Here is a 23,440-nt window from a genome sequence, read left to right as displayed (position 1 = left end):
GCTCAGCCCTCCCGTCCGGTGGGATCGGCGGCGGGCGCGAGCCCGGCGAGATAGGTGGTGCGCGGGCGCGTGTTCAAGTGGCCGAGCAGCGCGTATTCCCGCGGATCCTTGCGGGCGGCCGAGACCCGGCTCGTCGGGTCGGCGACGTTGCCGAAGGTGATCGCCCGGGTCGGGCAGGCGCCCTGGCAGGCGGTCTCGACGGCGCCGTCCTGGATCGGGGCGTGCGCGTCCTTGGCCGAGGTGACCCGGGCCGCCGCGATGCGCTGGATGCAGTAGGTGCACTTCTCCATCACGCCGCGGGCGCGGACCGTGACCTCGGGATTGCGCTGCTGCTGCTGCACCGGGGTCATGCCACCGGTATAATCCAGATAGTTGAAGCGGCGGACCTTGTAGGGGCAGTAGCTCTGGCAGGTCCGGGTGCCGACGCAGCGATTGTAGACCTGCAGGTTCAGGCCCTCGCTGTCGTGCAGGGTCGCCTCCACGGGGCAGCCGACCTCGCAGGGCGCCTGCTCGCAATGCATGCACGGCACCGGCTGGAAATGCGTCGTCGGCGCGTCGAGTCCGCCCGCGTAGTAGCGGTCCACCCGCAGCCAGCCCATCCAGCGCCCGAGCGCGACCTCCTCGCGCCCGACCACCGGGATGTTGTTCTCCGCCTGGCAGGCGGTGATGCAGGCGTTGCAGCCGGTGCAGGCATCGAGGTCGATCGCCATGCCCCATTGCGCCGCCGCGCCGGTCAATTGGGTTTCCGGGGCCGGGTAGAACGAGGCCGGGGGCGGCGCGCCCTTGGGATTGCCCACCGGGGCGGCGCCCAGAGCCTGGACGCGGACGATGTCCTCGCCCTCCATCGTGCCGAGGTTCTGGGTGGTCGCCGGCATCCGGCGGCGGCCGGTCTTGGTCAGCCGCGCCCCGGTGAGCCGCCAGGGCGTCGCGACGGGGCGCAGGGTGGCGGCGTCGTAGCCGAGGCCGTTCGAGAGGTGGTCCGGCACGGTGCGGCCGTAGCCGAGGCTCAGGGTCACGGTCTCGGCGGCCTGGCCGGGCAGGATCCAGGCGGCGCCCTCGACGGCGCGCCCCGCCGCCTCGACCCGCACGATGTCGCCGGTGGCGACGCCCTCGCGCTCGGCGAGATGGGGGCTGAGGGCGATGACGTTCTCCCAGACGATCTTGGTCAGGGGCTTCGGCAGTTCCTGCAGCCAGGCGAGGTCGGCATGGGTGCCGTCCCAGATCGTGGAATCGGGTCGGAACACCACCTCGATCCCGTCCGCGGCCGGCGCCGGAGGGGAGGGCGGCGCCTCCTGGGTGAGGGCGACATCCTCGGTCGCGCCCGCGCTGTCGGGCCAGAAACCCCGGCGCAGGGCGTCGGCGAAGCGGGCCTCGAACGCCGTCGCATCCTCGCCATCGGTGCGCCAGCGCGCCTTGAGCAGGCCGAGCGCGTCCTCGCCGCCCTCGCTCCCGCGCCCGTCGGTCAGGAAGGCCAGCATGTCCGGGAGGGTGCGGCCGTTGTAGAGCGGCGCCACCGTCGGCTGGATCAGCCCGACCGTGCCGTCGAGGGAGCGCACGTCGCCCCAGGATTCCAGCGGATGCGCGATGGGCAGGTGCCAGTCGGCATGGGCGCCGGTCTCGTCGTCATAGAGCCCGGCATGGATCTTGAGCGGCACACGCTCCATCCGGGCAGCGAAGTCGAGGGCGGCCGGCGCGTCGTAGACCGGGTTGGCGCCGAGCACGATCAGCACCTTGACCGCGCCGCGCTCCATCGCCTCGGCCAGCTCTGCCAGGGTGCCCGCGCCTGTCTCGACCGCGGGCGCCGTGTGCCGCAGGGTCACCCCGGTATTGCCCAGCGCGCCGTTGAGGCGGTGGACCAGTTCGTGCAGGTCCGGGCTCGCGGCGAGGCCGGTGGTGACGAGGCCGGCGCCCCGCGCCTCGATCAGGGCCTCGGCGGCGCGTCTCGTCCAGCGCGACACCGGATCGTCGCCGGACGGCGCTGCACCGCCTGCGGCCAACGCCAAGAAATCCCGGGCTACGGCTTCGAGTCGGGCTGAGGCGAGGGGGGTCGAGAAGTCCGCCTTGGCGCTGGTCAGCGTCGGGGTCGGGGCCGCGGCGTGCAGGGTGAGCAAGCGTCCCTCGGCATAGGCCGCCCGGCGGGCCGCGCTCCAACGACCCGACAGGCCGACCTGGCCGGGGCCGAGATCGAGGAAGTCGCCGTCCAGGGACACGATGGTGCGCGCCCGGCCGAAATCGGGCAGCGTTTCCAGTGGCTTCCCATAGGCGCGGCGGGCGCCCTCGTAGATCGCCTCGCGGCCGACGCCGGCGCCGGCGAACCAGCGCGCGGCCGGATAGGCCGCCCGCATCCGGGCGATCTGCGCCGCCACGGTGGGCGAGGTCACCGGCCCGGTCACCAGCGCCACGCCCTCGCCCCCGGCTTCGTGCCAGGCCGGCATCTGCGCCTGGAGGGCCGCCCGGAACGCCGCCCAGGAACTCGGGCGGCCGAGATGCTGCACCGCCTGGGAGCGGAACGGGTCGTAGAGGCCGAGCACGGAGGCCTGGGCCAGCACGTCGGTGCCGCCGCAGCTCCAGGGATGCTCAGGATTGCCCTCGATCTTCAGCGGCCGGCCGTTGCGGGTGGTGACCAGGATGCCGTTGCCGAACCCGTCGAACACAGCCGAGGAGGCGTAGGACAGGTCCGTGCCCGGCACGATCCGCTCGGGCTGGTTGACGTAGGGCACCTCATAATCCCGGCTCCCGCCACCGCAGGCGGTGAGGCCGCCGAGCGCGAAGGAGGCGGCCATCAGCTTGAGGAAGCCGCGCCGCTCCGGGGACGCGGCGAGCCGGGCCGCGGAGGGGAACTCGGCCGCGAGGTAGTCGCGGAATTCCGGGCTGTCGGCGACGGCGTCGAGGCTGCGCCAGAAGCGCGGGCCGTCGCCGCCGGCGAGTTTTTGGCGCAGGGCCGCGATGTCGGATCCGCTGGTCATCGGTGGCAGATCCCGCACTCGGTCAGCCGCGAGCCGCCGCGGATATGGTACTCGGCCACGAGCTTCGGCCCGAGCGTCGCCTGGTCGGCCGGCGGCTTCCAGGTCATGTTCCAGACCTCGTCGGGCGTGCGGACGTATTTCTCAGGCGCCCGGTGGCAATCGAGGCAGAACTGCATCTCGAAGGCGTTGGCCCGGTAGGTCATCTGCATCGCAGTGACCTCGCCGTGGCAGGTCGAGCAGCCGATGCCCTTCGTCACATGCACCGAGTGGTTGTAGTAGACGTATTGCGGCAACTTGTTCAGCCGCACCCATTCCAGGGGCTTGTCCTGGGCGTAGCTGTCGCGCACCGGCTTGAGCATGTCCGAGCCGGTCCAGATCTGCGAGTGGCAGGTCATGCAGGTATGCGTCGGCGGGATCCCGGCCGAGGCGACCTTGTCGACGGTCGTGTGGCAGTAGCGGCAATCGATGCCGAGCTCGCCCGAATGGTGCTTGTGGCTGAACGGCACCGGCTGGGCCGGGGCGATGCCGACCCCGGTGACGTAGTTCGAGCGCACGATCCCGGCCGCCAGCACCGGCAGGCCGACCAGGCAGGCCACGCCGGTCATCAGGGCGAGCCGGTAGATCGCGTCCGCGCCAGGCGTGAACAGCTGCGCCATCAGGCACGCCCGCGGGGCGGCACGATCCGGTCTTCGGGTTCGATCTGCTCAGCCTCGCGCCGCAAGCGTCGCCCCACCGTTGGTCCCGGGTTGGACAGTGCAGCGCAGCGGAACGCCGATGCAATGCGACCAAAACGGCCGGGCGCCTGGGCGGCCCGCCGCGACCGTCCGAGTGTGGAACCTAGAGCTTTTCCAGACGAGAGCTAGAACATGGATCATCAAACCGGCCGCTTCCGGCATCGAGCGCTCGACACTTCCCGCCGGCGGCGCAAGACCTCCCGCCAGCAGCGCAAAATCTCCCGCCAGCGGCGCAAGACTTCCCGCCGGCGGCGCGAGGGCCTATGCGCTGCCTGACCGGGGCATGGCGGCCCGATCCCGCCGCCGCCCCATCCCGGACTCGCCTCGGACCCCTATGGATTCCGATCCCATCGTCCTGACCTGGCGCGCCGCCCGGCGCCTGCACGTCACCGCCGTCGCCCTCGTGGTCGGGCTCGGCGCCCCGCTCTGCGCGCTGGCCCTGCTGTGCCTGCGCGATCTGGTCGCGGTGCTGCCCCGCGACGAGGCGCCGGCCCTGCCGTTCCTGCGGGTCGCCCTGTCGCTGCCCGGCCGCGAGATCGTGCTGGCGCACGGATTCCCGATGCGTCCCGCCGAGCTGGAGCTCGCCGCCTTCCTGTGCATCGCCGGCTGCGCGCTGGCCCTGGCGGGAATCGGCTGGGTCGTGGCGCGCCTGTGCTTCAAGGCCCAGAACCAGGCAGCGGACGCCGTCCGGGAAAGCGTCCTGCGGGCGATCCTCGACGCGCCGGCCGGGGGCCGGGACGAGGCGCGCAGCCTCGCCCGCCTGGTCGGCGAGGTGCTGGGGCGGGGCGACCGGCTGCTCGCCGCCGGCATCGTCGTGCCGGCCATGACCCTGGCGGCGCTGCTCTTCGCCCTCGGCTTCGCGGGGCTTGCCGCCCCCCGCCTGATCCCGACCGCGGCGATCGGGCTGGCGGCGATCGGGCTGGCCTACGGGCTGGTCCTGGAACGCGCCCGGGACCGGCAGGACCTGCGCCTGCGCTCGAGCACCCGGGCCGAGACCAACCTGAACGACCTCGTGCGGCGGCTGCCGGCGGTGCGGGTCCACGGCGCCGCAGCCCTGGAGCGCAAGCGCATCGCGGCCCGGGTCGCGGCGATGCGCACCAAGGTCGCCCGGGCCGAGGCGCGGCTGGCCTATGCGCGGGCGCCGGCGCTCGCCCTGGCGGTGATCCTCCCGGCCATCGCCATCGGCACGGCCCTGTGGCGCTCCACGGCGCCGGGCGCACCGCCGGCACCGCCGGTCGATCCGGCCGCGCTGCTCGCCGCCACCGGGGCCTTCGGCCTCGCCGGCTGGCTCGCCGCGACCTGCGCCCGGCTCTGGACGGTGCGGAGATCCGTCCGCCCGCGCTTCCGCGACCTGGCGCGGCTCATCGCGATGCTCCAGGGGCGGCAGGCGAAGGCCACCCGGACCGGGCTCGCCCCGCCGCTCCCCCGGTCCGGCATCCTGGCGACGCAGGGGGTCGGCGCCTTCGACCCGGCCAGCGGCGAGCGGCTGACCGGCGTCGACGTCACCGTCACGATGCCGAGCCATGTCGCGATCACCGGCAGCCGGGGCAGCGGCGCCCGGGTGCTGGCGGCCGTGCTCGCCGGCCAGATCGAGCCGACCGCCGGGGCCGTCACCTATGCGGGCTCGGACCTGCGCGGCTTCGACGCCGCGGAGCGCGCCCGCCGCATCGCCTTCGCGGCCGGGGAGGCGATCCTGATGGAGGGCTCGCTCCGGCAGAACCTGCTCTACGGCACCGAGCCGGCCAACGCCCCCGACGACATCGCGCTGATCGGGATCAGTCGGCTCACCGGCCTCGACGGCTTCGTCTACGCCCGCGGCCTGACCGGTCGCCTGGACCCGGCGACCCAGCCCCGGCTGGCGGCGGCGATCGTCGCGGCCCGCCGGACCATGCGGGCGGCGCTCGCCGCCAAGGGGGCCGAGCGCCTGGTCGAGCCGTTCGACCCGGAGCGCTACAACCATCAGGCGAGCATCGGCGAGAACATCCTGTTCGGCGAGCCGGTGGGCGGCGCCTTCGCGCCCCTGCGGTTCGCCCGCCACCCCTACCTGCGGGCGGTGCTGGAGGCCGAGGAGCTGGTGCGCCCGCTCACCGAGATCGGCCTGTCGGTCGCCCGCAGCACGGTGGAGATCTTCGCCGACCTGCCCAACGACCATCCGCTCTTCGACAATTATTCGCTGTTCCAGGCCTCGGAGCGGGGATATTTCGAAGACCTCGTGGTCCGCCTGCCCAATGCCGCGAGTTTGCGCCGGGGACCGGCCGGCCAGCGCGACCGGACCCGGCTGATCGGCCTCGCCCTGCGCTACAGCGAGTCCCGGCACCGCTTCGGGCTGATCGATGCCGCCTTCGAGCAGCGGCTGGTCCAGGCGCGCCGCTCCTTCGCCCGGATGCTGCCGCCCCACCTCGCCGGCGCGGTGGAGTTCCATGATCCCGGCCGGGTCAATCCGGCGGCCAGCCTCGAGGAGAACCTGCTGTTCGGCCGGATCAGCCTCGGCGAGGCCAATGCCGAGCCGCGGGTGCGGGCGCTGGTGCAGCGGATCCTGGCCGACGAGGGGCTCGAAGCCTCGGTCTACAGCCTCGGCCTCGACAGCAAGGTCGAGATCCAGCCCAGCACCGGCGCGCTGGCGGACGGCGCCATCAACGCCCGGGAGCGCGTGGCGATCGAGCTGGCCCGCTGCCTCGCCCGGGAGCCCGACATCCTGGTGGTCGCGGTGGCGCTCGAAGACCGCACGGTCGAGGGCGTGCGCGATCGCCTCGCCCGGCTCCGCCAGGCCCGGGCCGGACGCGGCGTCATCGTCTGCCTGCCCGAATCGGGCGTGCCCGACGGGATCGAGCCGTTCGACGCGGTGATCGCCGTGGAGAACAGCGCGGTGGTCGCGCCGCAGGCTGCCGAGGTCCCGGAGCCGGAGCCGGCCCTCGCCTGAGGGCTACGGCCTCACGACGGCCGCAATGGCCGGTCAGGTCGGGACGCCGTGCCTGCCCGGCCTCAATTCCCCCTCGCCCGGCCGATCCAGCGCGGACGGTTCATGCCTCTCCCGATACCGAGATCCCTCGCCGCCGGCCTCGTGCTCCTGACCGTCTGCGGTCCGAGCGGGGCGCAGGCCGGAAAGGCCGACGCGCCGATCCCGGCCGCGACGCTTGCCGTCATGGCGCAGAAGGGCACCACGGCCGCCGCCCCGGTGCTGTTCCGGGCTTATAAGAAAGAATCCGAGATCGAGGTCTGGAAGAAGGGCCCGGCCGGGTACGTCCACATCAAGACCTTCCCGATCTGCCGCTGGTCCGGCCAGCTCGGCCCCAAGCGCATGAGCGGCGACCGGCAGACCCCGGAGGGGTTCTACACGGTGCCCCGGCGCCAGATGAACCCGAACTCGCACTATTACCTGTCCTTCGACGTCGGCTATCCCAACGCCTACGACCGCGCCCATGGCGGCACCGGCTCGGCCGTGATGGTCCACGGCATCTGCTCGTCGATGGGCTGCTTCGCCATGACCGACGGCACGGTCGGCGAGATCTACGCCATCGCCCGGGAGGCCCTGAACGGCGGCCAGGCGGCCTTCCAGTTCCAGTCCTATCCGTTCCGGATGAGTGCCGAGAACATGGCCCGCCACCGGACCGACCCTAACATCGCGTTCTGGCGCGAGCTCAAGGCCGGGTCCGACCGGTTCGAGGCGAGCCGGGAGGAGCTTCAGGTCTCGGTGGTCGCCGGCCGCTACGCCTTCGCGCCGTCCCGGGACCCCGCCCGGGAGGCTGCGGTGGCGACCTACCGCGCCATCGAGGAGGCGCGGATGGCAACGCTCGCCGAATCCGGCGAGCCCGCCGTGCGCACCACCTATTCCGACGGCGGCCAGCACGCGTTCTGGGCGGCCTATACCGCCCGGGGCGGCGCGGTCGGCGACATCAGCCGGCCGGAGGCCTTGGCCTTCGCCGGCCAGGAGGTGGTGGTCGTGCCAGGCCACCGAGCGCCGCGGCCGGTGCCGGAATCCGTCTGGGCCGCCTGGGGCGGGCCCGGGTCCGGGCTCGCGCTGCGGCAGATGGCCGGCTTCGTACCGGTCTACGAGCGGGCCCCCGATCCGTTCGGGGCGCTGGCGGGCCGCCTCCCGGCGCGCTACGGCGACGGCCTGCCATCCCTGCTGGCGGCGGCGCTCGTCGAATCCTCCGGCTCGGCCGCCGGACACCCGATTCGGGCGGGCTCGGGCGCCGGCCTGATCGCCTCCGCCGAGCGCCTCTAGGCATGCACCGGACCCCGAAAGCGGCCCATCCGTGTGCGCGGCCGCACATCACGACGGCGTGCGGACCCCCAATTCATTGTACGGCAGGGGATGAGCGGTACTCCTGTCCCGTCGGCCTGCCGTATTCAGCGCTACCTTCCCGGAACGGCGACGGGGTTTCGATCGTAACGGATCGGGACCGACTGTCCGCAGATTCGTGATCGCCATGTCCAAGTATCCCGAGCCGACCATCTGCGCGGCCGATCAGGGCCTCGTCCTCCGATTCTGGGGCGTGCGCGGCTCGACGCCGGTCAGCGGCCCGCAATATGCCGAATTCGGCGGCAGCACGCCCTGCATCGAGGTGCGCTGCGGCGAGCGGATGTTCGTGGTCGACGCCGGCTCAGGGATCTACAACCTCGGCCAGGGCCACCGCACCGATCTCCCGCGGGATGTCGACCTGCTGTTCACCCACCTGCATCTCGACCACACCGCGGGACTTCCCTTCTTCAAGCCGGCGGTCCTCGACGCCGATCGGGTGATCAACACCTATTGCGGCAATCTCGGCGGCGAATCAGCCGGCCCGACCCTCGATCGCCTGTTCGCGCCGCCGCTCTTCCCGGTTACCCTCGACAGGCTGTGCTGCACCTTCAACCACCACGGGTTCGAGGCCGGCCAGACCCTGACCTTCCCGGACGGCTCGCGGGTCGACACGATCCTGCTGAACCACCCGCAGGGCTCGGTGGGCTACCGGTTCGAGCATGGCGGCCGGCGCCTATGCCTGATCAGCGACATCGAGCACAGCGACCCGTGGCCGGATCCCGAGCTGGCCAAGTTCGTCGCGGGGGCCGACCTGATGGTCTATGACGGCATGTTCACCGACGGCGAGTATCCAACCTGCCGGGGCTGGGGGCACTCGACCTGGCAGAAGGGCGTCGAGCTGGCGCGGATGGCCGGCGTCAAGGCCCTGGCGATCATCCACCTGCATCCGGCCCATTCCGACACGGCGCTGCGCGACATGGAGGCCGACCTCCAGGCGGAGATGCCCACCGCCTTCATCGCCCGGGAGAGCCAGAGCATCACGGTCGGCGCCCCGCGCTCGGTGAGCGGCCGGGCCGGCAACCGCCCCACGGTGGCGCGCGAGGTCCGGCGCCGGATCAAGGTCGCCTGATCGTCTCGGTCAGAAGGGGCGCCCGCTCCGGGGCCGGCTGAACCGGCGATAGGCGAACAGCACGAACAGCGCGACGCCGATGGTCAGGATGCTCCAGCCGTAGTTGCTGATGAGCTGCGCATCGATCGGGTGGCCGATCAGGCCCAGCGCGACGAGCAGTCCGAAGACGGCGATCACCGCCGAGACGAGCATCCCTAGAATCATCGTGGTCCCCGGCGGCCCCGGCCGGCGCAGCCGCCCGGCGAATTCGTCCGTGGAAATGCATGGGGGCGGTGCCCGTTCCCGGTCGCGTCCGGCGCCGCGAGGCGCTAATCGCGCCCTGGCGCGCATGGGCGGCTCCCAAGGCGCCGAACTTAGGCTAAGTAGGCGCGCACGACGGCGCCCCGGGGCGCGCGAGGAGCCCGAGACCACGGCGATGACCGGCCCACAGAACACGCCTCAGGACAGCATGCCCGCATCCACCGCCGCCACGGGCCCGCTGCGCCCGCAATCCCAGCTCGTGACGATCTTCGGCGGCTCCGGCTTCCTGGGGCGCCACGTGGTGCGGGCCCTCGCCAAGCGCGGCTACCGGATCCGCGTCGCGGTACGCCGGCCGGACCTGGCGCTGTTCCTGCAGCCGCTGGGCAAGGTCAACCAGATCGTGGCCGTCCAGGCCAACCTGCGCTACCCCGAATCGGTGGCCCGCGCGGCCGAGCGCTCGGACGTGGTGATCAACCTCGTCGGCATCCTGCAGGAGACCGGCTCGCAGAGCTTCGCGCGCCTGCAGGTCGACGGAGCCGCCGAGATCGCCCGCGCCGCCGCCCGGCAGGGCGCCCGGATGATCCACGTCTCCGCGATCGGGGCGGATCCGGCCTCGCCGTCGCGCTATGCCCGCACCAAGGCCGAGGGCGAGGCCCGGGTCTTCGCCGCCTGCCCGGACGCGGTGGTGTTCCGGCCGTCGCTGGTCTTCGGGCCGGGCGACAGCTTCTTCAACCGCTTCGCCGGTCTCGCCCGGGCGCTGCCGGTGCTGCCCCTGGCGGGCGGCCAGTCACGCTTCCAGCCGGTCTTCGTCGGCGACGTCGCCGAGGCGATCGCCCGGGCGGTCGACGGCGCCGTGCAGGGCGGCAAGGTCTACGAGCTCGGCGGACCGGAGGTCGCCACCCTCGAGCACCTCGTGCGCTACATGCTGAAGACGATCCAGCGTAAGCGCGCCGTGGTCGACCTGCCGCTGCCGGTGGCTAAGCTCCAGGCCCGGCTCCTGGAGGTCGCCGACACCCTGACCTTCGGCGTGCTGCCCGACAGCCTGAAGCTCACCCGCGACCAGGTGATCCTGCTCCAGAACGACAATGTCGTGTCCGAGGCCGCGAAGGCCGAGGGCCGCACCATCGAGGCGCTCGGGATCACCCCGACCGCCGCCGAGGCGGTGGTGCCGGGCTATCTCTGGCCGTTCCGCAAGGCCGGCCAGTTCGCCACCGACCGGGACGAGGAATACCTGGCGGAGGTGCCCGACTCGATCGCACCGACGCCCATGGGTCCCGGCTCCCAGCACAGGCCGCAGACCGCGTCCGGGCCGGCGATCGGCGCCGACGCCGGCAGTTCCCCGGGAAGCGCCCAAAGCCGCATGGGCACCCGCTGGGGCACCCGGACGATGAGCTGAAGGGTCAGGGCTCCGCCCCGATACCCCGCCAAAGGGCCTCGGGCCCTTTGGAAACCCATTTCCTTGCCGATGCGCGGGTTTATATCCCCGCGTTCTCCTCGAAGGAGGCAGTGCCTGACCTCGTCCGGGACCACACGATGATCGCTACCCCGTGGAACGGATCGGCAGGCTTGGCGTGAGACGCATCCTCGTCACCGGCGCGGCGGGCTTCGTCGGCGGCCACGTCCTGCCGCTCCTGGCCGCGTCGGGCGCCCGCGTGGTCGGGATCGGCCGCGGGGCGCCCCGGGACCTGCCTGCGGGCGTCGATTACGAGCGCATCGACCTCCTCGACGAGGCCGCCTTGAGCGGCTTCATGGCGCGCTTCCGGCCGACCGAGATCCTCCACCTCGCCGGCCTCGCCTCAGTGGGTGAGTCGGCCACCGGGCCGGGCCAGACCTGGCGGGTGAACGTCAACGGCCTGATGAACCTCGTGGCGGCGGTCGAAGCGGTGCCGGGCTGCACGCTGTTCTTCGTCAGCTCGGGCGAGGTCTACGGCGGCGCGTTCCTGGCGGGCCACGCCCTCTCCGAGGAGGCCGAGCCCCTGCCGCGCAACACCTACGCCCGCTCGAAATGGGTCGGCGAGCAGCTGCTGCGCGACCTGCTGCCCCGGATCGGCGTGAAGCTCGTGGTGCTGCGGCCGTTCAACCATATCGGCCCCGGCCAGGACGAACGCTTCGTCGTCGCCTCCTTCGCCGGGCAGATCGCCCGGATCGAGGCCGGCCGCGCGCCGCCGCTCCTCGAAGTCGGCAACCTCTCCTCGTACCGCGACTTCCTCGACGTCGCCGACGTGGCGGGCGCCTATGTCGACCTGATCGGCCGGGCGGAATCCCTGGCGGACGGGAGCGTGTTCAACATCAGCTCCGGTGTGCCCCGCACCATCGCCAGCGTCCTCGACGGCCTGCGCGCCCGCGCCCGGGTGCCGTTCGAGATCCGCGTCGCCCCCGAGCGGGTGCGTCCGAGCGAGATCCCGCTGGCCGCGGGCGACGCGACCCGCCTGCGCGAAGCCACCGGCTGGCAGCCCCGGGTCGCCTGGGACGACGCCCTGGCCCGGGTGCTGGACGATGCCCGCGCCCGGCTCGCGCCGGAAGAGGGCTGAGCGCGCCCTACCGGACCACGCCCTTCGCCACCAGCGCGTCCCGCGCCTCCGCCGAGACATCCAGCCGCTCGGCCAGGATCTCCTGGCTCGACTCCCCGAGGCCCGGCGGCATGCGGCGTACGGGCAAGCGGCGCCCATCGAGGCGGTAGGGCGGGGCGATGACGTGGGCGTTGCCGGCGCCCTCGACCACGAGCCCGGCCTCCTGCGCGCGGTCGCAGGTCAGCGCCTCGCGCAGGCCCATCACCTCGCCGCAGGGAATGCCCGCCCCGCGCAGGCGCGCGATCAGGGGCGCCCGCTCCCACTTGGAGAGCTCGGCCTCCAGGATCGGGATGAACACGGCGCGGTTCTTCGAGCGGTCGAGATTGGTGGCGAAGCGCGGGTCTGCGCACAGGTCCGGGCGCTCCAGCACCTGCTCGCAGAAGCGGCGGTACTGGGCGTTGTTGCCCACCGTGATCACGACCGGCCCGTCGCCGGCCTCGAACACCCCGTAGGGCACGATCGAGGGGTGGGCGTTGCCGTAGCGCGGCGGGTCGATACCCCGGGCCAGCGCCTCCAGCCCGTAATAGGAGGTCAGCGCCACGCCGCAATCGAACAGGGCGAGGTCGATGGTCCGGCCGCGCCCGGTGCGCGCGCGCTGGAACAGGGCCGCCAGCACGGCCTGGGCGGCGTATTGCCCGGTGAACAGGTCCACCGCCGCGACCCCGAACTTCAGGGGCGGCCCACCGGCCTCGCCGTTGAGCGCCATCACGCCGGACTCGCCCTGCACCACGAGGTCGTAGCCGGGCCGGGTCGCCTCCGAGCCGTCCGAACTGTAGCCGGCAATCGAGCAGTAGATCAGCCCCGGGTTCTCGGCCGAGAGCGCCGCGTAGCCCAGGCCGAGCTTGTCGGCGCCGCCGGTCTTGAAGTTCTGGACCAGCACGTCGCTCTCGCGGGCCAGCGCCTTGACGATCGCCAGCCCCTCCGGCGTGGCGAGGTCGACCCCGATCGAGCGCTTGTTGCGGTTCACGCTGTCGAAATACGAGGTGTTGCCGGGGGTGGTGGAGACGCCCCAGTCCCGGGTGTCGTCGCCGCGCTCCGGGTGCTCGACTTTGATCACATCGGCGCCGAGATCACCCAGCACCTGCGCACACCACGGCCCCGCCAGGACCCGGGACAGGTCGAGGACGCGGATCCCGGCGAGGGGGAGGTCCGATGACGGGTCAGAGTCCATCGCAAAGATCCTCAGAGCGCGCATCACACCGTGAAAAGTCCTGGTTCATCAGGGCTCCGCCCTGACAACCCGCCAAAGGGCTCGCCCTTTGGAAACCCGATCCCATGGGTCCTCAAGCGCCCATCACGCCGTCGAGGCTGCGCACGGCCGCGACGAGTTTCGGGCGGACCACGTCCATCAGGAACCGGGCATCGGTGATGACGGTCGGGCCGCCGCAATTGACCGACATGGGCGGCAGGCCGCCGCCGGGGTGGAATCCCACCGCGATGGCGCAGACCGTCTCCTGCCAGTCGCCGAACGAGGTGCAGCAGCCGATCTCGCGATGCTCGGCCACCGCCCGGTCGAGGCCGGCGCGCAGGGCGGGCCAGGCCACCGGGTCGAGCGCCTTCAGGTCCTCGTAGATGCTCTCACGCTCGCGCTCGGGGCAGACCGCCACGTAGGCGCGGCCCATGGCGCTGCGGGCGAGCGAGATCCGCGAGCCGGTATCGAGGTTCAGCGAGATCGCGGCCGGGCCGCGCTGGCAATCGACGTAGCGCATGCTGAGCCGGTCGCGCACGCCCAGACCCACCGAGGCATTGGCCGCCTCGGCCACCGCCCGCAGGGCCGGCCGGGCGATGCCGCGCACGTCGAGCCCGCCGAGCGCCGCCGCGCTGAGGGCGATGGTCGCCGTGCCGAGCCGGTAGCGGCCGGTCTCGGCGGCGTGGTGCAGGTAGCCGAGCTTGGTCAGCGTGTAGGTCAGCCGCGACACGGTGGAGCGCGGCAGGCCGCAGGCGGCCGCGAGGTCGTGGTTGGCGAGGCTGGTCCGGCCCGGGCCGAAGCAGGCGAGCACCGCGAGGCCCCGGGCCAGCGCCGTGACGAAGTGGCGATCCTCCTTGGCGCCGTCCTCCTTGGCGCCGTCGCCCGGCGCGGCATCGCGATCGGCCAGCAGGTCCTGATCGGCGGTCCTCATCGGCGCAGGAACGCCGCGAAGGCCGCCTGCGCCTCCGGGCCCCGACGAAGCGCGTGAAACACCTCCGCCTCCTCGGCCAGGGTGCGGGCGACGGTCTCGTCCTGGCCTCGGCGCAGGGCCCGCTTGGTCGCCGCGATCGAGGCCGGGGGCAGGGCGGCCAGGGCGCGGGCCCGGGCGAGGGCGGTCTCTAGGGCCGTGCCCTCCGGGACGGCGGCGTTGACGAGGCCGGCCGCCACCGCCTCCGCGGCGCCGAAGGGCTCGCCGAGCATCAGCAACTCGGCCGCCCGCTTGGTGCCGGCGATGAGCGGCAGCAGGTAGCTCGACCCGCCCTCCGGGCTGAGGCCGAGCGCCGTGAACGGCAGGCGGAAGCGGGCGCCGTCCCCGGCATAGGCGAGGTCGCAATGCAGCAGCAGCGTCGTGCCGATGCCGACCGCGTGCCCCTCCACCGCCGCGACGACGGGCTTCGGGCAGCCGCGCAGGGCCTTCAGGAAGGTCAGGCCCGGGCTGTCGCCCGCGCCCTCGACATCCTGGAAATCCTTGAGATCGTTGCCGGCGGTGAAGCAGCCGCCCGCACCGGTGAGCACCACGACGCGCACGGTCTCGTCGGCGCCGGCCCCGGCAAAGGCGGCGGCGAGGCCCGCATAGGTCGCCCGGTCGAGGGCGTTGCGCCGCTCCGGCCGGTCGATGGTGATCAACCGGATCCCGGGCTCCGGATCGAAGAGGCGGACACTCAAGAGACAGCCTCGCCGGCATAATCCGCGGCAACGCCCGCGAGCCCGGCCCGGGCGGCGGCGTATTCCCGGGTGAGCCGGGCCACGAGGTCGGCGGTGGCCGGGGCGTCCGCGATGGTGCCGACCCCCTGGCCGGCGCCCCAGACGTCCCGCCACGCCTTCGCGCTGGCGCTGCCGAAGTTCATCGCGGTCTTGTCGCGGACTGGCAGCGCCTCGGGGTCGAGCCCGGCGGCGCGGATGCTGGGCGTCAGGTAGTTGCCCGGCACGCCGGTGAAGTAGGGGGTGTACAGGATGTCGGCGGCGGCGCTGCCGGCGATCATGTCCTTGTAGCCCGACGCCGCGTTGGCCTCCCGGGTGGCGATGAACCGGGTGCCCATATAGGCGAGGTCGGCGCCCATGGCCTGGGCCGCCAGGATTGCCGAGCCGGTGGTGATCGCCCCCGACAGGATCAGCGGCCCGTCGTAGAAGCGCCGGATCTCGCCGATGAGGGCGAAGGGGCTCAGCGTGCCGGCATGGCCCCCGGCGCCGGCGCAGACCAGGATCAGCCCGTCGACCCCGGCCTCCAGGGCCTTCTCGGCGTGGCGGACATTGGTAACGTCGTGGAACACCACGCCGCCATAGGCATGGACCGGGCGGATCACCGCGTCCGGGGCCCGCAGCGAGGTGATGATGATCGGCACCCGATGCCGGACGCAGGCCTCGACATCCTGCGCCAGGCGGTCGTTCGAGGCGTGGACGATCTGATTGACGGCGAAGGGTGCGATTTTTCGGGCCGGATCCTTCGCGCGCTCTTCAGCCAGAGTCCGCGTGATCGTCGAAAGCCATTCGTCGAGCAATTCGGCCGGCCGTGCGTTGAGCGCCGGGAACGCGCCGACCACGCCAGCCAGGCATTGCGCGATCACCAGCTCCGGTCCCGAGACGATGAACATCGGCGCGCAGATCACCGGCAGGGCGAGCCGGCCGCGCAGGACGTCCGGGAGGCGGCTAGCCGGAAGCTGTTCGGGGCCGTCGCTCATCGGAGGCTGCCGGGCTGTTGGCCGATACCGCGCAAAGCGACCTCCCTGATCGGTCGGGCGGCCCGGCCCTTGGAACCCGCCGGTGCGGGTTCGAGCCTGAATCGCGCCCGGGGCGGGTCTGAATGGCATGGCGTCCGGCACCGGTCAAACCGCTCCGCTCGGCGGCGTCCGCGATGCGGAACAGAATGACGGGACCGGTCTTTGAAACCAGCGTCTCCTTGACGTCCCGGTCCTCACGGACCAACATCCTCGCCAATTGCGAACGATAATTCTGCACTGCAGAACAAGGGAGAGCGCCGCTTTGGTTCGTTACGAGGTCGATGGCGGCGTGGCCGTGCTCACGCTCGCCAACCCGCCGGTCAACGCGCTGGGCGCCGCGCTGCGGGCTGCCCTCGACGATGCCCTGGCGCGGGCGGAAGCCGACGCATCGGTCCGGGCGATCGTGCTGGCGGCCGAGGGCAAGGTGTTCGTCGGCGGCGCCGACATCTCGGAATTCGGCAAGCCGCCCCAGGCCCCGAGCCTGCCGGACGTGCTGGAGCGGCTCGATGGCTGCCCGAAGCCCGTCGTCGCGGCGATCGGCGGCGTGGCGCTCGGCGGCGGGCTGGAGCTGGCGATGGCCTGCCATGGCCGGGTCGCGGCGCCTGCGGCCAAGCTCGGCCTGCCGGAGATCAAGCTCGGGATCATCCCGGGGGCCGGGGGCACGCAGCGCCTGCCGCGCCTGGTCGGGCCGGACGCCGCCTTCACGATGATGCTCACCGGCGAGCCGGTCTCGGCCGAGACGGCCGCCAAGCTCGGGATCGTCGATGCCGTAGTGCTGGGCGATCTCGTCCCAGCCGCCCGCACCCGGGCCCTGGAACTCGCCGATTCCGGCGCCCTGCCGCGGGTGCGCGACCGGGCGGACCGGCTGACCCCGGAGGCCCGCCAAGCCTTCGAGGCGAAGGCCGCGGAGGCGGTCAAGCGCGATTCCGAAGCGACCAACGTCCACGCCCTGGCCCGGGCCGTGCGCGCCGGCCTGGACCCGAGCGCGTTCGACGCGGCGGTCGCCGTCGAGCGGGCCGAGTTCCGCAAGCTGGTGGAGGATCCGCGCTCCAAGGCCCTGCGCTACGCCTTCTTCGCCGAGCGCGAAGCCGCCCGGGTGCCCGGCCTGTCGAAGGACACGCCCCGCCGCCCCATCGAGACCGCCGCGGTGATCGGCGCCGGCACCATGGGCGGCGGCATCGCGATGTGCTTCGCCAATGCCGGCATCCCGGTCACCGTGATCGAGACCGAGGCCGGCGCCCTGGAGCGCGGCCTGGACCGGGTGAAGGGCCTCTATGCCGGCTCGGCCAAGCGCGGCTCGATCACCGAGGCCCAGCGCGACGCGCGGATCGGCCGGATCACCGGGGCGATCGGCCTGGAGAACGCCGGGCAGGCCGACATCGTCATCGAGGCGGCCTTCGAGGACATGGCGGTCAAGCGCGAGATTTTTTCCAAGCTCGACGGCATCGCTAAGGAAGGCGCGATCCTGGCGAGCAACACCTCCTATCTCGATGTCGACGCCATCGCGGCGGTGACCGGCCGGCCGCAGGACGTGCTCGGCCTGCATTTCTTCAGCCCGGCCAACGTCATGCGGCTCGTCGAGGTGGTCCGGGCCGGGAAGACCGCGCCCGACGTGCTCGCCACCGCGCTGGATCTGGCTAAGCGCCTCAACAAGCTGCCGGTGACGGTGGGCGTCTGCTTCGGCTTCGTCGGCAACCGCATCCTGGAGCGCCGCAGCCGGGCCGCCGAGCGCCTGCTGCTCGAAGGCGCGCTGCCGCACGAGGTCGACGCCGCCGTCACCGCCTTCGGCTTCCGGATGGGTCCCTTCGCCATGAGCGACCTCGCCGGCCTCGATATTGGCTGGCGCTCCCGCAAGGATTTCGGCGGCCGGGCCCCGGTCGCCGACGCGCTGGCCGAGATGGGCCGGTTCGGCCAGAAGACCGGCCGCGGTTTTTTTGTTTATTCGGACGGCGCTCGGACTGGGACCCGCGATCCCGAAGTGGACGCGCTCATCGAGAAGACCGCCGCCGAGCATGGCATCGCACGCCGCACGTTCAGCCCCGATGAGATCGTGGCGCGGCTGATGTACCCGATGGTCAACGAAGGCGCGCGGATCCTTGAAGAGGGGATCGCGGCGCGGCCCGGCGACATCGATACGATCTGGATCAACGGCTACAACTGGCCGGCCTGGCGCGGCGGCCCGATGCACTGGGCCGACACGGTCGGGCTCAAGAGTGTCGCCGAGGCGCTGACGCGCTTCGCCCGGGAGACCGGCGACGACAGCCAGGAACCGGCGCCGCTGCTGCGCAAGCTGGCGGATGAAGGTGGACGCTTCGCCACTTGGAAGGCGACGGCCTGATGGCCTGCCGGCCCGAACGGGCTTCGTCCCGGTTTCGAGAGGTCCGCTGCGTCGGGGCGTTGCCCCGACACCCCATCAAAGGGCGTGACGCCCTTTGGGATCCCCAACCCGCCTGCATCAGGCGCCGTCGCTCCTGCAGCCCGCGCCGCGCCCCCTCTCCCGTGCGGGAGAGGGTTGGGGTGAGGGACCAGGGTCTTCCGGACAGGTCGCACCCCTCACCCTGTCCCTCTCCCGCACGGGAGAGGGGACCCGCACCACATCCGGCCGATGCTGCGCCAGCATCCGACCTGCACATCCGTTCGGAACCCCAGAGGAGCCCGGCATGACCGACGCGGTGATCGTCTCGACCGCCCGCACGCCGATCGGGAAGGCCCATCGCGGCGCGCTGAACCTCACCCGCGGCGCCGACCTCGCGGCCCACGCGATCCGGGGGGCCCTGGACCGGGCCCGCCTGGAGCCGGACTCGGTGGAGGAGGTGGTGCTGGGCTGCGGCTATCCCGAGAACGCCACCGGCGGCAACGTCGCCCGCCACGCCGCCCTGGTGGCGGGAAACCCGGTAGAGTCTGCGGGCGTCACGGTCTCGCGCTTCTGTGCCTCGGGGCTCGAGGCGATCGCCAGCGCCGCCCGGCGGATCATCCTCGACGGCGTTCCGGTGGCGGTCGCGGGCGGGGTCGAGTCGATCAGCCTGGTCCAGCCGAAGGTGCAGCGGGAGCTGACCCGCAACGCCTGGCTGGAGGCGCACCTGCCGGCGATCTACATGCCGATGATCGAGACCGCCGATATCGTCGCCGAGCGCTATGGCATCTCCCGGGAGGCGCAGGACGCGTTCGCGCTGGAGAGCCAGCGCCGCACCGCCACCGCGCAGGCGCAAGGCCTGTTCGACGACGAGATCGTCCCGATGAGCGCCGTGATGGCGGTGACCGACAAGGCCACCGGCGAGACCCTGGAGGTCGAGACAAGGCTCGCCAAGGACGAGGGCAACCGGCCCGACACGACGCTCGAAGGCTTGGCGAAGCTCAAGCCCGTGCGCGGGGAGGGCGCCTTCATCACGGCGGGCAATGCCAGCCAGCTCTCGGACGGCGCCGCCGCCAGCGTGCTGATGTCGGCTACCGAGGCCGCCCGGCGCGGCCTGACGCCGCTCGGCACCTTCCGGGGCTTCGCCTCGGCCGGCTGCGGGCCGGACGAGATGGGCATCGGCCCGGTCTTCGCGGTGCCGCGCCTGCTGAAGCGGCAGGGACTCACGGTCGCCGACATCGACCTCTGGGAGCTGAACGAGGCCTTCGCCTCCCAGTCGGTCTATTGCCGGGACAGGCTCGGGATCGATCCGGACAAGGTCAACGTCAACGGCGGCGCCATCGCGGTCGGCCATCCGTTCGGCATGTCGGGGGCGCGGCTTGTGGGCCACGCCCTTCTGGAAGGCCGCCGCCGCGGGGCGCGCTACGCCGTGGTGACGATGTGCGTGGCCGGCGGCCAGGGCTGTGCCGGCCTGTTCGAGATCGGGGGCTGACCATGGATCTGCGCTTTACGCCGGACGAGATCGCGTTCCGCGACGAGGTCCGCAGCTTCTGCCGGACGGAGATCCCGGCTGACATACGAAAGAAGGTGTCGGAGGGGCGCAGCCTCGCCAAGGACGACATCGTCGCCAGCCAGCGGATCCTCAACGCCAAGGGCTGGGCGGTGCCGCACTGGCCGGCCGAATGGGGCGGCCGGGATTGGACCCCGATCCAGCGCTACATCTACACCGAGGAGTTGTTCCAGGCGGCGGTGCCGCTGCCGCAGCAATTCAACTGCTACATGTTCGGCCCCGTGCTCGCGACCTTCGGCCGGCAGGACCAGAAGGCGCGCTTCCTGCCGCGTGCGGCCAATCTCGACGATTGGTGGTGCCAGGGCTTCTCCGAGCCCGGCGCCGGCTCGGACCTCGCCTCCCTGAAGACCAAGGCTGTGCGCGACGGCGACCACTACATCGTGGACGGCCAGAAAACCTGGACGACGCTGGGCCAGCACGCCGACTGGATCTTTTGTCTCGTCCGCACCGACTTCGATGCCAAGAAGCAGCGCGGCATCTCCTTCCTGCTGATCGACATGAAGACGCCCGGCATCACCGTGCGGCCGATCCTGACCCTGGAGGGCCGGCACGAGGTCAACGAGGTTTTTTTTGATTCCGTCCGCGTTCCGGTCGAGAACCTCGTCGGCGAAGAGAACCGGGGCTGGGACTACGCAAAATTCCTGCTCGCCAACGAGCGCACCGGCATCGCCCGGATCGGCCTGACCAAGGAACGCATTCAGCGGATCAAGCGCCTCGCCAAGGAGATGCCGGCGGGCTCCGGGACCATGTGGGACGACCGCGACTTCCGCGGCCGGGTCGCGGAGGTGGAGGTCGAGCTGAAGGCGCTGGAAATCACCCAGATGCGGGTGGCGGCCAAGCAGGGCAGGGCGGATTCGGTCGAGCCCGACCCCGCCTCCTCGCTCCTCAAGATCCGCGGCTCGCAGCTCCAGCAGGCGGCGACCGAATTGCTGGTCGAGCTCGCCGGCCCGTTCGCCCTGGCGGCGCCGTCACGCGGAGCCGGGGCCAACAACCTGCCCGGCGGCTTCGACTGGGTCGATGCGGCGGCGCCGAGCTACTTCAACAACCGCAAGGTCTCGATCTACGGCGGCTCCAACGAGATCCAGCACAACGTCATCGCCAAGGGGATCTTGGGGTTGTGAGGACAGGCGGGCCGCCACCGCCGATCCCACCCAACCCCCTCATCCTGAGGTGCGGCGAAGCCGCCTCGAAGGAGGGCTCCAGGGATCGCGGGGCCGGCTGGAGGGCTCCTTCGAGGCCTCCGCTGCGCTCCGGCACCTCAGGATGAGGGCGCGGGCGGGAAGGATCAGGTGACGGGGCGATGCGAGTCAGCGAGGCAAGGAACGCGACATGGATTTCGACCTGAACGAGGACCAGTCGCTCCTGCGCGACAGCGTCGAGCGGCTGGCGGCGGACCTATACCCGTCGCTGGAGAGCCGGCAGGCGCGGCTGAAGGCGCCGCTCGGCTTCCCCGAGGAAGGCTGGACGGCCTTTGCCGAACTCGGCGTCACCGGCCTGCCCTTCTCGGAAGCCGAGGGCGGGCTCGCAGGCGGACCGGTGGAGACCATGCTGGTCATGGAGGCGGTGGGGCGCAACCTCGTGGTCGAGCCGCTGTTCGCGAGCCTGGTGCTCGGCGCGACGGCGCTCCGGCTCGGCGGCAGCCCGGCACAGACGGAGACGATCCTGCCCGGCGTGATCGACGGCAGCCTGCGGCTCACCCTGGCCCATACCGAGCGCCAGTCCCGCTACGACCTCTACGACGTGGCGACCACGGCCCGGCGCTCGGGCGACGGGTTCGTGCTGAGCGGGGCCAAGAGCGTCGTGCCCAATGCCGACGCGGCCGGGCTGATGGTGATCTCAGCGCGGGTCTCCGGGGAGCGGCGCGACCCGCACGGGATCGGGCTGTTCCTGGTGCCGGCGGACGCCCCGGGGGTGGCGATCGAGGCCTACCCGACCCAGGATGGCGGGCGCGCCGCCGAGGTGTCGTTCTCTGACGTTACGCTGCCGGCCGACGCGGTGCTGGGCGATCCCGAGGCCGGGCTGCCGCTCTTGGAACGGGTGGTGGAGCACGGCATCGCGGCCCTCGCCGCCGAGGCGGTCGGCTCGATGGACGCGCTCCACAAGCTGACGGTGGCGTATCTCAAGACCCGCACGCAGTTCGGGGTCAGCGTCGGCTCGTTTCAGGCCCTGCAGCACCGGGCGGTGGACATGCTGATCCAGCTGGAGCAGGCGCGCTCGATGGCGCTCTACGCCGCCATGATGGTGGAGGCGGAGGATCCGGCGGCGCGGGCGGCGGCACTGGCGGCCGTGAAGGTGCAGATCAACAAGGCCTGCCGGTTCGTCGGCCAGGAGGCGGTGCAGCTCCACGGCGGCATCGGCATGACGCTGGAATATATCGGCGCCCACCACTTCAAGCGGCTCGCCATGATCGAGTACCAGCTCGGCGACACCGCCCACCACCTGCGCCGGATCACGCAAGGGGAGAACGGGCTGCTGGCGGCGTAAGGGCCTTTTTTGGCCTCACCCTATCCCGCCCAAACCCCCTCATCCTGAGGTGCGGCGCAGCCGCCTCGAAGGAGCCCTCCAGGGATCGCGCGGCTGGCTGGAGGCCTCCTTCGAGGCCTCCGCTTCGCTCCGTCGCCTCAGGATGAGGGGGATGGGTGGGATGAACCAGGCAGAAAAAATCAGTTGAACAGCGAACCCACGCCGCCCTGCACGCGGCCGAGGCCGGCGCGGGCGACGGCGTTGTTGGGTTCGATCACGGCGGCGCGCTGGTAGTTCTCGAGCGCCTCCTTGCGCTGGCCCGACTTCTCGTAGGCCAGGCCCCGATAGGCCCAGGAGGTGGCGTCCTTGTTGTTGACGTTGAGCGCCGCGTTGTAGTCCTCGATCGCCTTCGGGTACTGGTTGGTGGCGATCAGGCTCTGGCCTCGGGCCGCGTAGGGCGCGGACACGAACGGGTTGCGGTCGATCGCGGCGTCGAAGTCGGCGATCGCCTGGGTATCCTGACCCTGCTTCTGCTTCACCAGACCGCGGGCATGGTAGGCCTCGGCCGATTCGGGCATCAGCCGGATCGCGACGTTGAGGTCGGCGAGCGCCTGGTCGACGTTGCCCTGGGCGCGCTCGACATTGGCGCGGCCGATATAGGCCGGGCCGTAATTCGGGTCGATGCCGATCGCCTTGGTGAAGTCCTGCAGCGCGGCGGCGTCGCGGCCGACCTGGCGCTCGGCCAGCGCGCGGTTGTTGTAGGCCGAGCCGGAATTCGGATCGATCTGGATCGCCTTGGTGAAGTCCGCGATGGCGTCGTTGAACTGGCCGGCGCGGGCATAGGCGGCGCCGCGGGTGTTGTAGGCGGCGGCGTCGTTCGGGTTGCGCTGGATCACCTCGGTCAGCGAGGCGATGTTGACGTTGGTGGCGCCCGTGGTGTCGGTCTCCACCACCGCGTATTGCCGCGGGCCGGCGGCGCTTCCGACGGTCTCGCAGCCCGCAAGCGCCGCGGCCGAGAGCGTGGCCGCGCCGATCAGCGCGATCTTGTGTGCCAGCCCGTTGCGTACGATCATCGCCCCACTCTCCCCGGGGCACGGCCCGCCCCGCGTGCCCACCCCGCCCCCGAATCTTGTCTGTCGCCCGGCTTACGCCGCGTCCCGCATCTCCGGGGCACCGTCGCGCATCGCGGTGAATGCCGGCTTAAGGATACGCGGTCCCGCGACCGGTCACGCCGTGGTGGAAGCTTTGGGATGTGGCGAAGGTATG

At 72.0% G+C, this 23,440-nt stretch carries 17 protein-coding genes; 9 read left to right on the top strand and 8 right to left on the bottom strand.

From position 1 onward, the window contains the following. Positions 1–2: 2 nt before the first annotated feature. Together MKK67_RS16330 and MKK67_RS16325 are read right to left on the bottom strand one after the other, a co-directional pair. Entirely contained in the window at positions 3–2,966 is a 2,964-nt protein-coding gene (locus MKK67_RS16330; RefSeq protein WP_243966183.1) for a TAT-variant-translocated molybdopterin oxidoreductase, read from the bottom strand. Further along, positions 2,963–3,622 carry a cytochrome c3 family protein gene (locus tag MKK67_RS16325; RefSeq protein ID WP_243966182.1) on the bottom strand — a complete coding sequence of 220 codons (660 nt, stop codon included), beginning with the start codon at positions 3,620–3,622 and terminating at the stop codon, positions 2,963–2,965. Before MKK67_RS16325 ends, MKK67_RS16330 begins: the two co-directional genes overlap by 4 nt. A 412-nt stretch (positions 3,623–4,034) precedes the next feature. Between MKK67_RS16325 and MKK67_RS16320 the strand changes: the two genes are divergently transcribed. The 3 genes from MKK67_RS16320 (at position 4,035) to MKK67_RS16310 (ending at position 9,072) form a co-directional block, all read left to right on the top strand. Next, on the top strand, positions 4,035–6,620 hold the full coding sequence (locus MKK67_RS16320; RefSeq protein WP_243966181.1) for an ATP-binding cassette domain-containing protein: 2,586 nt from the start codon (positions 4,035–4,037) through the stop codon (positions 6,618–6,620). Positions 6,621–6,722: 102 nt separating this feature from the next. After that, entirely contained in the window at positions 6,723–7,925 is a 1,203-nt protein-coding gene (locus MKK67_RS16315) for a murein L,D-transpeptidase family protein (RefSeq protein WP_243966179.1), read from the top strand. A gap of 205 nt (positions 7,926–8,130) precedes the next feature. Continuing rightward, positions 8,131–9,072: an MBL fold metallo-hydrolase gene (locus MKK67_RS16310; RefSeq protein WP_243966177.1), complete on the top strand. Its 942-nt coding sequence runs from the start codon at positions 8,131–8,133 to the stop codon at positions 9,070–9,072. 9 nt (positions 9,073–9,081) lie between these two features. Here the strand turns inward: MKK67_RS16310 and MKK67_RS16305 are convergent, their stop codons facing one another. Further along, entirely contained in the window at positions 9,082–9,264 is a 183-nt protein-coding gene (locus MKK67_RS16305; RefSeq protein WP_243966175.1) for a hypothetical protein, read from the bottom strand. Between the two features lie 256 nt (positions 9,265–9,520). On the opposite strand from MKK67_RS16305, the gene MKK67_RS16300 reads away from it, so the two are divergent. Beyond that, entirely contained in the window at positions 9,521–10,708 is a 1,188-nt protein-coding gene (locus MKK67_RS16300; RefSeq protein WP_243966214.1) for a complex I NDUFA9 subunit family protein, read from the top strand. Positions 10,709–10,883: 175 nt separating this feature from the next. Further along, the gene (locus MKK67_RS16295; RefSeq protein ID WP_243966174.1) at positions 10,884–11,843 is read left to right on the top strand and encodes an NAD-dependent epimerase/dehydratase family protein; all 960 of its coding nucleotides are present in this window, start codon (positions 10,884–10,886) and stop codon (positions 11,841–11,843) included. A 7-nt stretch (positions 11,844–11,850) separates the two neighbouring features. Here MKK67_RS16295 and MKK67_RS16290 read toward each other — a convergent pair whose 3' ends face one another. From MKK67_RS16290 to MKK67_RS16275, 4 genes are all read right to left on the bottom strand, one after another. After that, positions 11,851–13,053 carry a CaiB/BaiF CoA transferase family protein gene (locus MKK67_RS16290; protein WP_243966172.1) on the bottom strand — a complete coding sequence of 401 codons (1,203 nt, stop codon included), beginning with the start codon at positions 13,051–13,053 and terminating at the stop codon, positions 11,851–11,853. 112 nt (positions 13,054–13,165) lie between these two features. Further along, a complete protein-coding gene (locus MKK67_RS16285) occupies positions 13,166–14,002 on the bottom strand; it encodes an IclR family transcriptional regulator (protein ID WP_243966170.1) in 837 nt (278 codons plus the stop codon). Then, positions 13,999–14,736 (bottom strand): enoyl-CoA hydratase-related protein, encoded by a 738-nt coding sequence (locus MKK67_RS16280; protein ID WP_243966169.1) that lies wholly within the window; start codon positions 14,734–14,736, stop codon positions 13,999–14,001. Before MKK67_RS16280 ends, MKK67_RS16285 begins: the two co-directional genes overlap by 4 nt. After that, positions 14,733–15,749 carry an NAD(P)H-dependent flavin oxidoreductase gene (locus tag MKK67_RS16275; protein ID WP_243966168.1) on the bottom strand — a complete coding sequence of 339 codons (1,017 nt, stop codon included), beginning with the start codon at positions 15,747–15,749 and terminating at the stop codon, positions 14,733–14,735. The genes MKK67_RS16280 and MKK67_RS16275 overlap by 4 nt, the downstream gene beginning before the upstream one ends. A gap of 301 nt (positions 15,750–16,050) precedes the next feature. On the opposite strand from MKK67_RS16275, the gene MKK67_RS16270 reads away from it, so the two are divergent. The 4 genes from MKK67_RS16270 (at position 16,051) to MKK67_RS16255 (ending at position 22,195) form a co-directional block, all read left to right on the top strand. After that, a complete protein-coding gene (locus tag MKK67_RS16270; RefSeq protein WP_243966167.1) occupies positions 16,051–18,126 on the top strand; it encodes a 3-hydroxyacyl-CoA dehydrogenase NAD-binding domain-containing protein in 2,076 nt (691 codons plus the stop codon). Positions 18,127–18,448: 322 nt separating this feature from the next. Next, the gene (locus MKK67_RS16265) at positions 18,449–19,633 is read left to right on the top strand and encodes an acetyl-CoA C-acyltransferase (protein WP_243966166.1); all 1,185 of its coding nucleotides are present in this window, start codon (positions 18,449–18,451) and stop codon (positions 19,631–19,633) included. A 2-nt stretch (positions 19,634–19,635) separates the two neighbouring features. After that, the gene (locus tag MKK67_RS16260) at positions 19,636–20,832 is read left to right on the top strand and encodes an acyl-CoA dehydrogenase family protein (protein WP_243966165.1); all 1,197 of its coding nucleotides are present in this window, start codon (positions 19,636–19,638) and stop codon (positions 20,830–20,832) included. Between the two features lie 208 nt (positions 20,833–21,040). Further along, positions 21,041–22,195 (top strand): acyl-CoA dehydrogenase family protein, encoded by a 1,155-nt coding sequence (locus tag MKK67_RS16255; RefSeq protein WP_243966164.1) that lies wholly within the window; start codon positions 21,041–21,043, stop codon positions 22,193–22,195. A gap of 179 nt (positions 22,196–22,374) precedes the next feature. On the opposite strand, the gene MKK67_RS16250 is transcribed toward MKK67_RS16255, so the two are convergent. Next, positions 22,375–23,247, bottom strand: a complete 873-nt coding sequence (locus MKK67_RS16250; RefSeq protein WP_243966163.1) for a tetratricopeptide repeat protein — start codon at positions 23,245–23,247, stop codon at positions 22,375–22,377. Positions 23,248–23,440: the final 193 nt, after the last annotated feature.

It is taken from the genome of Methylobacterium sp. J-072 (assembly GCF_022829425.1).
Classification (GTDB): domain Bacteria; phylum Pseudomonadota; class Alphaproteobacteria; order Rhizobiales; family Beijerinckiaceae; genus Methylobacterium.
Note: the sequence above shows the minus strand (reverse complement) of the source record. Positions and strands in the feature narration are given on the sequence as shown.